Source organism: Streptomyces sp. NBC_00846 (genome assembly GCF_045207325.1).
Lineage (GTDB): Bacteria > Actinomycetota > Actinomycetes > Streptomycetales > Streptomycetaceae > Streptomyces.
In genome coordinates this window covers 3,126,927-3,140,696 of sequence record NZ_CP108846.1, presented here as the reverse complement: position 1 = coordinate 3,140,696, position 13,770 = coordinate 3,126,927, and the positions used below count along the sequence as shown (strand labels likewise).

General features: G+C 69.9%; 13 protein-coding genes. 7 read left to right on the top strand and 6 right to left on the bottom strand.

All coding sequences use genetic code 11. The annotated features are described in order from the left end of the window. Positions 1-75: 75 nt before the first annotated feature. Together OG936_RS14425 and OG936_RS14420 are read left to right on the top strand one after the other, a co-directional pair. Positions 76-468 (top strand): hypothetical protein, encoded by a 393-nt coding sequence (locus OG936_RS14425; RefSeq protein ID WP_406495071.1) that lies wholly within the window; start codon positions 76-78, stop codon positions 466-468. A gap of 172 nt (positions 469-640) precedes the next feature. Beyond that, complete coding sequence (locus OG936_RS14420) at positions 641-1,465, top strand: transposase (protein ID WP_406495070.1); 825 nt, start codon at positions 641-643, stop codon at positions 1,463-1,465. 24 nt (positions 1,466-1,489) lie between these two features. Here OG936_RS14420 and OG936_RS14415 read toward each other — a convergent pair whose 3' ends face one another. The 3 genes from OG936_RS14415 to OG936_RS14405 all read right to left on the bottom strand — a co-directional run bounded on the left by OG936_RS14415 (position 1,490) and on the right by OG936_RS14405 (position 4,470). After that, a complete protein-coding gene (locus tag OG936_RS14415) occupies positions 1,490-1,906 on the bottom strand; it encodes an RNHCP domain-containing protein (RefSeq protein WP_406495068.1) in 417 nt (138 codons plus the stop codon). A gap of 39 nt (positions 1,907-1,945) precedes the next feature. Beyond that, positions 1,946-2,347, bottom strand: a complete 402-nt coding sequence (locus tag OG936_RS14410; RefSeq protein ID WP_406495066.1) for an RNHCP domain-containing protein — start codon at positions 2,345-2,347, stop codon at positions 1,946-1,948. A 425-nt stretch (positions 2,348-2,772) separates the two neighbouring features. Then, entirely contained in the window at positions 2,773-4,470 is a 1,698-nt protein-coding gene (locus tag OG936_RS14405) for a TlrC/CarA/OleB/SrmB family ABC-F type ribosomal protection protein (protein ID WP_406495064.1), read from the bottom strand. 382 nt (positions 4,471-4,852) lie between these two features. Here OG936_RS14405 and OG936_RS14400 point away from each other — a divergent pair, with 382 nt between their 5' ends. Continuing rightward, a complete protein-coding gene (locus tag OG936_RS14400) occupies positions 4,853-7,432 on the top strand; it encodes a bifunctional FO biosynthesis protein CofGH (RefSeq protein WP_406495062.1) in 2,580 nt (859 codons plus the stop codon). 14 nt (positions 7,433-7,446) lie between these two features. Here the strand turns inward: OG936_RS14400 and OG936_RS14395 are convergent, their stop codons facing one another. The 3 genes from OG936_RS14395 to eccE all read right to left on the bottom strand — a co-directional run bounded on the left by OG936_RS14395 (position 7,447) and on the right by eccE (position 9,634). After that, positions 7,447-7,623 carry a hypothetical protein gene (locus tag OG936_RS14395; protein ID WP_406495060.1) on the bottom strand — a complete coding sequence of 59 codons (177 nt, stop codon included), beginning with the start codon at positions 7,621-7,623 and terminating at the stop codon, positions 7,447-7,449. 65 nt (positions 7,624-7,688) lie between these two features. Continuing rightward, complete coding sequence (locus OG936_RS14390; protein ID WP_406500445.1) at positions 7,689-8,444, bottom strand: hypothetical protein; 756 nt, start codon at positions 8,442-8,444, stop codon at positions 7,689-7,691. Between the two features lie 11 nt (positions 8,445-8,455). Further along, positions 8,456-9,634, bottom strand: coding sequence for a type VII secretion protein EccE (gene eccE / locus OG936_RS14385; RefSeq protein ID WP_406500444.1), 1,179 nt, complete (start codon positions 9,632-9,634; stop codon positions 8,456-8,458). Positions 9,635-9,952: 318 nt separating this feature from the next. Between eccE and eccB the strand changes: the two genes are divergently transcribed. From eccB to OG936_RS14365, 4 genes are all read left to right on the top strand, one after another. Continuing rightward, positions 9,953-11,503 (top strand): type VII secretion protein EccB, encoded by a 1,551-nt coding sequence (gene eccB / locus OG936_RS14380; RefSeq protein ID WP_406495058.1) that lies wholly within the window; start codon positions 9,953-9,955, stop codon positions 11,501-11,503. 23 nt (positions 11,504-11,526) lie between these two features. Next, entirely contained in the window at positions 11,527-12,876 is a 1,350-nt protein-coding gene (mycP, locus tag OG936_RS14375; protein ID WP_406495056.1) for a type VII secretion-associated serine protease mycosin, read from the top strand. An 89-nt stretch (positions 12,877-12,965) separates the two neighbouring features. Continuing rightward, a complete protein-coding gene (locus OG936_RS14370) occupies positions 12,966-13,316 on the top strand; it encodes a WXG100 family type VII secretion target (protein WP_393699584.1) in 351 nt (116 codons plus the stop codon). 37 nt (positions 13,317-13,353) lie between these two features. Then, positions 13,354-13,635 (top strand): WXG100 family type VII secretion target, encoded by a 282-nt coding sequence (locus OG936_RS14365; protein ID WP_406495054.1) that lies wholly within the window; start codon positions 13,354-13,356, stop codon positions 13,633-13,635. The last annotated feature ends 135 nt before the right edge of the window (positions 13,636-13,770 follow it).

The following is a 13,770-nucleotide window of genomic DNA, read 5'->3' as shown; positions in this document are numbered from 1 at the left end:
TACAAGTACGGATGAACGTGCCCAGGCCGGTGGGCTGCGGTAGGCGCAGAAGTGGTGTACTGCGACCCTGCTTGCATGAGCCTCGATAGCGATTACTGGCAGCGCTGGATAGCGCCGTTGCTGGCCTTCCTTGCTGCTGATGCTTCGGATCAGCTGGCCTGGGCCGACAAGCACCAAGTGAGGACCGCCGCCGTTGCCGAGGAAGTCGAGTTCAGCCTCCATCTGGCCAAGGGAATGGCGGACCGGGGAACCTTCGAACCGGAAGCTCTGCAGGACCTCAAGGCCATCGGTCGGCTCGTCGGCGAGGCGGACGGCTGTGGTCACGTCGGCCGGTGGGCCGACGCACTGGCTACCGATGCCACCTGGGGTGAGGTGCGGACTCTGGCCCGTGGGATCCTCGTCGCCCGACTGGGCACATGGCATCAGCCACTGCCGCGCCGCGTGCTGCCTCAACAGGTCTATGACTGAGCACGTCCATCTGTACCTCACCGAGCACGTTCACCTGTACGCCGGCATCGGGTGTCGAACGGCTTCTCGTACTTGATCACCTGGTCCGGTAACTGCCCTGCGTGCAGGCGGCCTTCGGCTGAGCATGTGATCCGACCAAGGAACACACAAGCTCAGCACGAAGGCCGTGGGGATGAGTCTGTTGCATCATGCTGTCGGGCAGGATCCGTTTGCGGAACTGTCACGCTTCCGGGGTGAGTTCTACTCGTGTCTGACCAAGCGTGCGGATGCGTTGTTCGAGCTGTCGGACGCCGTGTTGTGTGCGGATGGTCCGGTCCGGTCGCTGGTGGAGCTGTCGCTGGTGGACGAGCATCGTCGTGGGCACGGTGGGCTCTACGATGCTCTGGCCGCGGGCCAGGTCGATGTAGGCAGGCTGCGGCGGGCCCTGGCTGCGGTGTCTTTGCCGCGGGCGGCGGACGGCCGGCTGGTGCTGGCCGCCGACATCACCTGCTGGCTGCGGCCGAGCGCGCATACCTCACCGCAGCGGATCCTGTGCCACACCTACGGACGGGGCAAGGATCAGCACATTCCTGTTCCCGGCTGGCCGTACTCGGTGATCTGCGCGCTGGAAACGGGCCGCAGTTCGTGGACCGCGCCGCTGGACGCGCTGCGTCTGGCCCCGGGAGATGATGCCGCCACGGTCACGGCCGGGCAGATGCGTGAACTCGTCGAGCGGCTGATGGCGGCCGGGCAGTGGAAAGACGGCGATCCGGACGTTCTGATCGTGGTGGACGCCGGATACGACGTGCCGCGACTGGTCGTCCGACCGTCACCGGCCGCAAGCGTAGGGCTCACGGATCCCGGACACCCATCCGCACAACGTGACACCACACCCCCCACACGTCACGTTTTTTCTCGACCATGCCGGAGCCGCGCGGCTCCGCGAGCGGCCGGCCCGACCCGGATACGCGAGACGGCGCACACCACCCTCGGCGCCCGGTCACCGCCGTCGCCGTGACGGCGGTGACCGGGCGCCCCCGTGTCAGAGCGTGAGCAGTGCTCGTACGGGGATGGCGGTGTCCGACAGCGGGCGTACTGCCATCCGCATCAGGGCGAGGGCGTTGTCGTCCCCCGCGATGCGGTTGGCGCTCAACTCGCCGCAGGTCAGGCACTCGTGGATGACCGCCCACTCGCCGTCCTGCCTTACGGACAGACTGAGTGCCGTCATCCGCCCGCAGCAGTCGGACGCGCGGTCGCCCGGGATCCGCAGATCGACGTGCAGGCTGGTCAGGCAGTGCGGGCAGTGATTGCGGTGCCCGGTGCCCGGTGCGATCAGCGGCACGTCCAGACGGCAGCCGACGCAACGGAACGCATCGCCGTGGGCGCCGCCCGGTCCGTGCAGGACATCCTTTCGTCGCTGTGGGCGGTGGGACGCTCGTCGGGGTCTACGTCGTGGCACGGGGGGTCCTCCTTCCGGTCCTCGGCCGTCGGCGGCCTGTCACAGGTGACCGAACGCTTCGAGGGGGAAGGGAGGGTGGGCCAGTGGGCGTACGGCCATCCGCATCAGAATCAGCTGGTTGTCGTCCCCGCAGACCGGGTTCGAGGTCAGCTCGTCGCAGCGGGTGCAGCGGTGGATGACCATCCAGTCGCCGGTGCGGAGCACCGCGATGGAGATCGGGGTCATACGCGTCCCGCAGTCGGACGGTCCGCCCTCGACGTGGTCGAGGCAGTGCTGCGAGTGCAGGCAACTGGGGCAGTGGTTGCGACGGCTGCCGTTGGGCGCGAGCGTGGCGACGGTCAGCCCGCACCACAGGCAGGTGAAGGTGTCGGTCCGCAGATAGGCACTGGTGCCGTGGGCGGAGGACTTGGTCGAACGGTTCTGGGGGTTGTCGGTGGACACCCGGTTTTCTCCTTGCCGAAGAGGATGAGCAATGCAGCAGGGAAGTACCGAGCAGCCCTCGGGGGCATGGGCCTCAGAGGCGTGAGTTGTCAGCCGGGATCACGTACTGACGAGGCGGAAACGCGTACCGGTCAGGGAACGCGGGTCAGCGCGATGCCGCGGGCGTGCGCATGCACGCAGCTCCGATTGCCCCGGCGCGGATGGAGGCGCGACGAGGGAAGCTCGGAACTACTGGCCGGGGCATACATCAACTTCTTTCCAGGGCAGGCGCCCATGGTTCGGCGACGGTCGACACCGTGGTCGAGGTGACGGTAACAATGCGCCCGGGCCGGATCCAGCGATTATCGGGCCGCGCGGATACGCGTGGGGTGGCCGGCCCGGCCGAAGAGCGGGCCGGGCCACCCCGGGCAGGGGAAGGTGCGTGTTCAGGAACGAGTCGGCGGGTGGATCGGGCTCCGGGCGGGGGCGGCCTGTTCCGTCGCTGCGAGTGGCCGGTGCTCTGTGATGCGGCCTGCGCTCAGCTCCAGGTGGTTGCCGGTGAAGCGGGCTCGCATGCGGCGGTCGTGGGTGACGACGACGACGGCTCCCGGGTAGCCGGCCAGTGCTCCTTCCAGTTCTTCGACCAGAGCGGGGGAGAGATGGTTGGTGGGCTCGTCGAGCAACAGCAGGTCCACGGGTTCGCTGACCAGGCGGGCCAGTTCGATGCGGCGCCGCTGGCCGTAGGACAGCTCGCCGACCCTCAGACGCAGGTCGTCCGGGCTGAACAGACCGAGCGAGAGCAGGGTGTCGGTGTGCTCGTCCAGGTCCCCGTCCCGGCCCCGGGCGAAGGCCTGCGGCACTGTCAGGCCGGGCGGCCACGGTGTTTCCTCCTGCCGCAGGTGCCCGACCCGGCCCGTGGTGCGCACGGTCCCGTCGTCGGGCCGCAGTTCGCCCGCGAGGACCCGCATGAGTGTCGTCTTGCCGGCCCCATTGGGTCCGGTGACCAGCAGCCGGTCCTCGCCCCCGATCCGCAGGGACGGTACGTGCAGCCGGTCCCCGACGCGGACGTCGGTGAGTTCGGCCGCCGTCCGCGGTGTCCGAGGGCCCGCGGTGGTGATGCGGGCGGCGAGGACGAGCAGGTCGGGAGGCGGCGCGACGGGGCTGTCGGTGAGGCGTTCGACGCGCTCCTTGGCGTTGCGGATACGGACCATCGCCCCGTGCCCGCGGCCACGGGTACGGAAGCCGCCGTGGCCGAACACGGCGAACGGCAGCTTGCGCGGAATGGCGTCGAGACGGGACACGTTCGTCGCGGCCAGCTTCTGGTTACGGGCCAGCTCCGCGCACCATTCCTCGTACTCCCGCAGCCGGCGCCGACGTTCTGCGGCCTTGGCGGCGAGGTAGCCGTCGTAGCCGTTCCCGTAACGCGACACCTTGCCCTCACCGACCTCCAGGATCGTGGTGGTGACCCGCTCCAGGAACACCCGGTCGTGGGTGACCGCGAGCAGCGTGCCGCGATGCGCGCGCAGATGCGCCTCCAGCCAGCTCACGGCCCGGTCGTCCAGATCGTTGGTCGGTTCGTCGAGCAGGAGCAGTTCGGGCCGGGACGCCAACGTGGCGGCCAGCGCGAGACGTGAGCGTTCGCCGCCCGACAGTGTGCCGAGCGCCCTGTCGCGCGCCAGGCCCGGCAGACCGAGGCCGTGCAGTGCGATGTCCACCCGGGCATTCGCCTCGTACCCGTCACGTGCCTCGTACCGGGCGACCAGCCGGGCGTAGGCGTCGAGCGCGGCGGTGAGCTCCGCCCCGGCCAGGTCCTTCAGCCCGGCTTCGGCGCGGCGCATCCGGCTTTCGAGGTCGCGCAGCTCGGCGAGGGCCAGGTCCACGGCATCCTGGACGTCGGCTTCGGGCGGCAGCGCCAGGGACTGGGCGAGATGGCCGATGCCGCCGGGCGAGACCACGGTCAACTCGCCGTTGTCGGGCCCGTCCTGTCCAGCGATGAGCCGCAGCAGGGTGGACTTCCCGGCCCCGTTGTCGCCGATGATGCCGGCCTTCTCGCCCGGTCCGACGGTGAAGGACACCTCGTTCAGCACGACGTGGTCGTCGTAGCGGCGGGTGATGTTGTGAAGGGACAGTTGTGCGGTGGGCATGGAGGAGTCCCCTGTTCTCGGCCGGGGCCGATCGGAACGGGCAGCTGGACGCATCCGTGCACGCCGGGGCACCTCACGGCCCGCCGCGCAGGCGGCATCGGCGAAGGAGCAGGAGCACGGATGAGAACGTGCGACGGCGGAGCCGAGCTCAACGCGGTCGCACGGGGACTGTCACAGGGAACCCATACGAAACACCGTACGGGGAGGTCTGCCGGCGCGCACGTCATTTGTTGTTCTCGCGCCATGCGTCCGGGCAGCTCCGCCTCCTTCCCGCGTCATGGCGACGCGTACGGGCCGGGCGCCCCCAGGGTCGCGGCTTCGGTCCCGCCGGTCCCACGGAGGCCCTGGTCCGGGGCGCGCGCCTCGCTCGTATGCTCGCTCCATGACCGATCCTCAGCGCGGACGCCCGACCACCAACTCCATGCGGCGGGCCCTCAAGCGGGCCCGCGACGGTGTCACTCTCGACGTCACCGAGGCCGCCGTTCTGCTCCAGGCGCGCGGCGACGAGTTGACGGATCTCGCCGCCTCGGCCGCCCGGGTGCGTGACGCCGGGCTCGAAGCCGCGGGCCGGCCGGGTGTCATCACGTACTCCCGCAAGGTCTTCATCCCGCTGACCCGGCTCTGCCGCGACAAGTGCCACTACTGCACCTTCGTCACCGTCCCCGGCAAGCTCCGGCGCGCCGGGCACGGAATGTTCCTGTCGCCCGACGAGGTGCTGGCCATCGCCCGCGAGGGCGCCGCCATGGGCTGCAAGGAAGCGCTGTTCACGCTCGGCGACCGGCCCGAGGACCGCTGGCCCGAGGCACGGGAGTGGCTGGAGGCCGAGGGGTACGACGACACCCTCGCGTACGTACGCGCCATGGCGATCCGGGTCCTGGAGGAGACCGGCCTCCTCCCACACCTCAACCCGGGCGTGCTGACCTGGACCGACCTCCAGCGGCTCAAGCCCGTCGCCCCGTCCATAGGCATGATGCTGGAGACGACCGCCACCCGTCTGTGGTCCGAACCGGGCGGCCCGCACCACGGCTCCCCGGACAAGGAACCGGCCGTACGCCTGCGCGTCCTCGAAGACGCGGGCCGCTCCAACGTCCCGTTCACCACCGGCATCCTGATCGGGATCGGCGAATCGTACGAGGAGCGCGCCGACTCCCTCTTCGCGCTGCGCAAGACCGCCCGCGCCTACCACGGCATCCAGGAAGTCATCGTCCAGAACTTCCGCGCCAAGCCGGACACGGCGATGCGCGGCATGCCGGACGCCGAGCTGGAGGAACTGGCCGCGGCCATCGCCGTCGCCCGGCACATCCTCGGCCCGTCCGCGCGCATCCAGGCCCCGCCGAACCTCGTCGACGCCGAGTACGCGCTGCTCATCGGCGCGGGCATCGACGACTGGGGCGGCGTCTCCCCGCTCACCCCCGACCACGTGAACCCCGAACGCCCCTGGCCCCACATCGGCGAACTGGCCGCGAAGACCGCCGAGTCGGGCTTCACGCTCCGCGAACGCCTCACCATCTACCCGGAGTTCATCCAGCGCGGCGAACCCTGGCTCGACCCCCGCCTCCTCCCGCACGTCCGCGCCCTCGCCGACCCGGAGACGGGCCTGGCCCGCGAAGACGCGATCCCCGCCGGTCTGCCCTGGCAGGAACCCGACGAGGAGTTCGGCGCCACCGGCCGCACCGACCTGCACCGCACCATCGACACCGAGGGCCGCACCGGCGACCGCCGCGAGGACTTCGACGAGGTGTACGGGGACTGGGACGCGCTCCGCGAGGCCGCCGCCCCCGGCATGGCCCCGTCCCGCATCGAGGCCGACGTACGCCAGGCACTCGGCCAGGCCGCCGACGACCCGACGAAACTCACCGACGACCAGGCCCTCGCCCTCCTCCACGCGGACGGCCCGGCGCTCGACGAACTCTGCCGGATCGCGGACACCCTGCGCCGTGACGTGGTCGGTGACGACGTCACGTACATCGTCACCAGGAACATCAACTTCACCAACGTCTGCTACACCGGCTGCCGATTCTGCGCCTTCGCCCAGCGGCGCACCGACGCCGACGCGTACACCCTCTCCCTGGACCAGGTCGCGGACCGGGCCGCGCAGGCGTGGGACGTCGGCGCGGTCGAGGTCTGCATGCAGGGCGGCATCCACCCGGACCTGCCCGGCACCGCGTACTTCGACATCGCACGGGCGGTGCGGGAACGCGTCCCCGGCATGCACGTGCACGCCTTCTCGCCGATGGAGGTCGTCAACGGGGCCACCCGCACCGGCATGTCGATCCGCGACTGGCTTCTCGCCGCGAAGGAGGCCGGGCTCGGCTCGATCCCCGGCACGGCGGCCGAGATCCTGGACGACGAGGTCCGCTGGGTCCTCACCAAGGGCAAGCTGCCGACGGCGACCTGGCTGGAGGTCATCAGGACCGCCCACGAGGTGGGGCTGCGCTCCTCGTCGACGATGATGTACGGCCACGTCGACCAGCCCCGCCACTGGCTCGGCCACCTGAGGACCCTGGCCCGGCTCCAGCAGGAGACCGGCGGCTTCACGGAGTTCGTCACCCTCCCGTTCATCCACACCAACGCCCCGGTCTACCTGGCCGGCATCGCCCGGCCCGGCCCCACCGACCGCGACAACCGGGCCGTCACCGCCATGGCCCGGCTCCTGCTCCACCCGCACATCACCAACATCCAGACCAGCTGGGTCAAGCTCGGCACGGAGGGCGCGGCCGAGATGCTGCGCTCGGGCGCCAACGACCTGGGCGGCACGCTGATGGAGGAGACCATCTCCCGGATGGCGGGCTCCAGTTACGGCTCGTACCGCTCCATCCAGGACCTGGTCGCCATCGCCGAGCTGGCCGGGCGGCCGGCGAAGCCGCGTACGACGCTGTACGGGGAGGTCCCCGAGGAGCGGGTCACGGCGGCCGCCGCCTCGGACGGTCACCTGCCGGTGCTGCTGCCGGTGCTGCCTTAGCAGGGCGGCGCTCGTCAGCCGAACCGCTCGTGATCGGCCGGCACGGCGTCGATCACGAGCGGTTCGGGGGCGGCCCGCTTCCGGTCCGCGCAGGCGTGGCTGTCCAGCGTGGCCCGTCCGACTCGGCCGTCCGGCGTGGCCGTCCAGCGCCGGATTTCCTCGTCGTCATGGGCGGGCGACGCCCCCGGCACCAGCTGTGCTCCCCGACGAGCGGGCCCGCGGACCCACGGACCCACCGCACAGGTCAAGGATCAAGTCAGTCCAGGCGGCGTGGGGTCCCGAGGAGCCCGGCCTCGACGTCAGTCGGTTGCAGTTTGACCAACTTCCGGTGCTGAGTCGTACACCACAGCACCATGTCGTCGCCGAGTACGGGCAGCGCCTCCGCCTGTACCCGGGGCAGCCGCAGAATCCGGGCGAGGACCTCGGCCTCCTCCGGGGAGACCCGCTGGATCCCGACCAGTCCCGCGTTGCCGAGCAGCCTCGGCGCCGTCGGGCCCAGGAACGGCAGCAGCGTCAGCACGGACTGCCACGGTCCGGTCGCCAGCCGGCTGCGCGGCGGACGCATACCGCAGTCCCTCACGACCAGGACGGGGCTGGTGACCGACGCGCCCTGCGGTCCCACCTGCTTGACGTCGTGCACCGTCATGCACTGCTGCCCGCCGCCCGCGGCCTGCGCGAGTCCCGTCCACGCCTGCGGCCTGGCCGTCTCGACGGCGACGCGCGCACCGGTGCCGGCTGTGCGCAGCGCCAGTACCTGCGCCGTCCACACACTGCCGATGACCACGACATCGAGCTGAGAGGGGCGGAAGAAGCCGAGCACCGCGGGCTTCCCCTTCGCGTCGACGCCCGCTACGACTCCGTCGTCACCGAGCGGCAGCGACAGCGCGGCGAGCTGTTCCACGGGCAGTACGTGCCGGCCGCGGCGTGGGCCGAGCAGTCCGAACCCGGCCCTGCCCCGTCCGGCCGCCGGTGGGGCGGGAGCAGCCGGACCGGTAGTGCCGGGGGGCGTCATACGGGGGGTGGTCAACGGGTACCTCCGAGGGGCAAGGTGGCCAGCACGCCGGGCAGTTGTTCGCGGTCCAGCCGTACGAGGCCGACCTTCACTCCTCGTGCGGCGCGCTCCAACTGCCGTCGCACCGAGACCAGTTCATCACTCCCGCGGGCGGTGAGGCGGACGTATCCGCTGACGGCCGGTGTGCCACCGGTCCCGCGCGACACCGTCAGGCTGAATGTGCTGGCCAGCGCCGGCATCGACGTCAGGAGCGCCACCAGTTGTGCCGATGGCGCAGCACCCGCGCCCAGGTGCGGCCAGCGGCCGACCCAGTAGGTCGTGTGCCAACGGTCGTCGCAGCGCCAGGCGCGGGTGGACTCCGTGGTGCGCCGCAGCGGCGCATCCGTCCGCACCGCCAGCGCGCTGGCCTGCGGATTCACCCCGGCCGAGGCCGCGAGGGCGGACGTCACCTGCGCCTCGGTCAGGACCGAAGCGTCGAATCCCGCCCCTGCCAGTCGGCTTGCCAGCTGATCCGTGGCCCGCAACAGCGCGCGCTGCGCTCCGTCGATGCCGCCGCCGCGTGCCTGCACCGCCTCCGGACACAGCTCCGGGTCGAGTTTCAGCGCGATCCATGTCAGCCGGATCGCGGGGGTACCGGCCTGGGCCTGGAGCGGCGCGTACGACCGTGCCGCCGCGGCCTGTTCAGGCAGGTGCGGTCCGGGCGCGGGCTGCGTGTGCTGCACGACCTGTACCGACTCCAGCCGGATGTCGTCCACTTCCAGGGCGTCGTGCAGCAATCCGAGTTCCAGCGGACGCGCGTCCCGGGCCATCCGCAGCGGTTCGTCCCGTGGCTGCACGAGCAGCAGGGCTGTCAGGAACGTTCCGTCACCCACCATCCCTATCGTGCGCTCGCGCTGCCGGTCGGTGTAGGTGTACGTCCGCAGCGCCGCCTCGCACTCGACGACCGGGGCCAGCGCGGGGTCCACCCCTTCCGCGGACCACGGCCGTCGCGCGGCCCTCAGCCGCCCGCGCAGGGCCATGACGGCGGTGAGCCACTCCATCACCGGCCGCCCCCGCCGCCGCAGAACCGCCAGCAGCACCAGCGCCGCCGCAACCAGGCCCATCGGCACCAACAGGATCCTGTTCGTCACCCACGCGATAAGCATCAGCGCGCCGGCGACCTCCATCAACACCACCTGGTGCAGCCGCACTCCACCGATCCGCCCCGGCTGCGGGTGCACACTCATCACTGCGGTCGTCGCGCTGCTCATCCCCCGGTATGTCCCTCCGTGTCACGGCACTAAGGCGTGTGCGAGTCGGACCGACGCTATCGGCACACCGGCCCGCGACCGCCCACTGTCCCACGCCCGGCGACGAGGGGTTCGAAGGGGGTTCACGGCCCGCCCGGTCGGGCAGGGGCGTCGGCCGGCTCCTTGAAGCATGTACCCGCACGGCGGTGAACGAGCGGCGCCGGGCATAGTGGGGGGCGGTTCGCGAGGCATCTACAACCACGGGGAGAGCTAGGGCAGATGGCATCACGGCGGGACGAACTCAATGCCTACACCTTCGCGAAGAAGCGGCTGGTCGCCGCCTTTCTGCAGCCGTCCGCAGCCGGTTCGGACGAGGGGGCGCCGCGCCCGCTGCGGGCCCTGCTGCCAGGAGTGGTGGTGGGCGCCCTGCTGGTGGCGGGCTTCGGGGCCTGGGGCATCTTCAAGCCCAAGGTTCCCGACGGCTGGGACGACCCCGGTGCCCACGTCATCGTCGGGAGTGAATCGACAACCCGATACGTCGTCCTGGAGACCAAAGGCGTCAAGCGCCTGCACCCGGTGCTGAACTTCTCCTCCGCGAAACTGCTCCTGGACCCGGACAAGTCCTCGGTGATGCAGGTGGCGGAGTCCGAACTGGACAACGGAAAGCTGCAGCGCGGTCCGATGCTCGGCATACCGTACGCACCCGATCGGCTGCCCAGCGCGGACGAGGCGGGCCGGAACAAGCTCTGGGCGGTCTGCGAGCAGCCGGGCGCCGGCGCCGGTGACACTGTGCAGAAGGCGGTCTTCCTGCTCGCTGACCGAGAGGCGGACAAGGTGGGCGGCAAGCAGCAGCTCCACGGCGGCCAGGCCCTCTACGTCGAGGCGGACGGCGGGGGTGGCACGCGCTACCTGGTGGATGCGGACGGCACGCAGCACGTCATCGGGACCACCGGAGGCGACAAGCCCTCGGCCCGGGACGAGGTGCTGCGCCGCTCATTGTTCAGCGAGGGCGCACAGCCCCAGAAGGTCACCAAGGACTGGCTCGGCACCCTGCATGCCGGCAAGCCCATCGACTTCCCGCTGTTGCCCGGCAAGGTCGGTGACCCGGCCGGCGTCAGCGGCCTGGACCTCCGCCTGGACAAGGTGGGCACGGTACTCAAAGCCGTGGCCGGTACCGGCATGCAGCAGTACGTCGTCCTGCCGGGGGCGGTTGCGCCCGTGTCCGACCTCGTCGCCAGGCTGCTCCTGACGAGCCCGGAGGCGGAGGTGCTGGGCCAGAAGGCGCAGGCCACCGAAGTCGGACCGCAGTCCTTCACCTCTTCCCCGGACGAGTTCTACGCGAAGTACGGCTGGCCGAAGAACGTCCCGACACAGGCCAACGACACGTCGGCCCGGACCGGAACCGTCTGCAACGTGCTGCACGGCGTCACCTCGGCGGGCGTGCCGAAACTGACCACCTGGGCCGGCCCCGGGTATCCGGTCCGCTTCCAGGACGGGGCCACCAGCGCGTACGTCACGCCGGGCAGCGGTGTGCTGTACCGGCAGTTCAACGGAGCTTCCCCCAGTACCGGTTCGCTCTTTCTGGTGACGGATACCGGGCTGCGCTACGCCGTGCAGACGAACAACGACAGCAGTGCGAACCCCTCCAAGATCGGGGCCGATGCGAAGCCCCCGACAGCGGAGGAGCAGGCTGCCGAGGTCAACCAGGCCCAGATCAGGCTCGGCTACAAGGATGTACGGCCGCTGCCGGTGCCGGACAACTGGTCCGGCCTCCTGCCCAAGGGACCCCGGCTCGACACCAACAGTGCCAAACAGCCCCAGAGTTCCTGAGAGCGGAGAGGAGGAAGCGCGTGATGATCACACGCAACGGATTCCGTTCTTCGGCCGTCGTGCTGCTCCTGATGTGCGCGGCGGGCGCCGGCCTGCCGGGGTTCGCGCAGGCTTCCGCGGCAGCACAGGGCTCCGACCCGCAGACGGGTTCCGAGGGCAGCGGTGAGTGCACTTTTCCGATGGCGAAGCAGATCCAGGGCCGTCCCTGGGCACTCCAGCGGCTGGTCTTCGACCAGCTCTGGCAGGACACCAAGGGAAAGGGGGTCCGGGTCGCGGTGATCGACACCGGTGTCGACGACAGCAATCCGCAGCTGAAGTCCGCTGTCGACCGGGCGTCCGGGACCGATCTGCTTCCGCCGTCGAAGGACGGGTCCCAGGACCCGGCCGCGGATGCCTCGAAATCCAAGGGCAAGGGAGGTGGTGGTGATGGCACCACCGATCTCGTCGGCCACGGCACCAAGGTCGCCGGCATCATCGCGGCCCGCCCGCGTCCGGGCACGGGGTTCGTCGGTCTCGCCCCGGAAGCGATGATCATTCCCATCCGGCAGAACGACGACAAAGGCACCGGCACCGCCGCGACGATGGCGGCGGCCATCCGCCACGCCATCGCGAAGCACGCCCGCGTCATCAATATCTCCCAGGACACCGTCAAGCCCCTGCGAGCCGACTCCGACCTTGCGCTCGCGGTGCGCGAGGCTCTGAGCAACGACATCGTCGTGGTCGCGTCCGCGGGTAACGACGGTCTCGCCGGCAAGGTCAAGGCGACGTACCCGGCGGCCTATCCGGGCGTCCTGGCGGTGGCCGCATCGGACCGCAACGACGAGCGGGCGCCGTTCTCCCAGACCGGGGCCTTCGTGGGGGTCGCGGCGCCAGGTGTCGACATGGTGTCCACCGTGCCGAAGGGCGGCCAGTGTGTCGACAACGGCACCAGCTTCTCGGCCCCCTACGTCGCCGGAGTCGCTGCCCTCCTACGGGCCAAGCACCCACGCTGGACGCAGTCCCAGGTGGTCGCCCAGATCGAGCAGACCGCCGAACGCGCGGTCAAGGGACGGGACGACTTCATCGGGTGGGGAGTGGTCGATCCGGTGCGCGCTCTCAACGACGACGAGCACCCGGTGAACGCCCCTGTCCCGGATCGTGCGGTGTCGGACGGTCCCGTCGGACCGGAACCGATCGCCCTCCAGATGGGGGAGACCCGGCAGGAGCGGATCACCCGGATCTCGATCTATGTGCTGGCCACCACGGGCCTTCTCATCGCAGTGATCGCGGGCACCGCGATCGTGCTGCGAGACCGTCGTCGCCGGTATTCCGGTGACTATTCAACAACTCGACGCGGAACGAAGGCGGTTGGAATCGGTGGCGGCCGAAGCTAAAGTGATAATTGACAACTTTGGTCCGATGTACACGTGGCACTCGACATTCGGGCAACCCGCGACATCCGATTCATGGGGGAAGGTGCGTTATGGGAGACAAGCTTAAGCTTTCAGCCGATCAGATTGACAAGCTCATCGGCGAACTCGGCAATATGCATGACACGCTCGAAGGCAGGATCACCCACCTCAACGGGGTCATCGACGCCGTCGAAGGCCACTGGAAGGGCGTTGCGGCCAACGCGTACAACGGCCTCCAGACGCAGGTCAACCTCGACGTGCGCAACCTGAAGGAGCTCCTCGCCTTCACCAAGGAAGCCGTTCAGATGAGCCGTGACGGCTTCGACGCGGAGGAAGTGGAGCGGCTCAACAGCTTCAAGGGCGTCGACGGCGGCAACCTGGGCAGCAACGGCGTTCTGGACCGGTTCCAGGTCTCTTCGTAACCCGTCCTCATCCCGCCTCGCATCAGGAGACCGTTCCATGGAGATTACGTACTCAGGGGTCGTCGAGGCCTCGAACCAGGTCAAGTCGACCGCCGACACCATCAAGACCCAGCTCGACGAGCTGAACGCCAAGGTCAAGGCCGTCGTTGCCACGTGGGACGGTGAGACGCAGCAGGCGTTCTACGACCGGCACAGTGGCTGGGACATCAAGGTGAACCACATGCACGAGACCTTGACGACCATTTCGAGGAGGCTCATGGAAGCCACCGAGGGCTACCGCGCGAATGACCTGGCCCAGGCCAGGCGCTTCCAGGGCTGACCCAGGCTCAGATGAATCACGAGGGAACCGGCATGCTGTGGGTGTGGGATGCGCTGACCGCATCCCACACCCGCGCGGGCGGTTCCGCGGCACTTTAGGGGAGGTGCTTCCATGGGTTCTCAACTTCCGGACGAT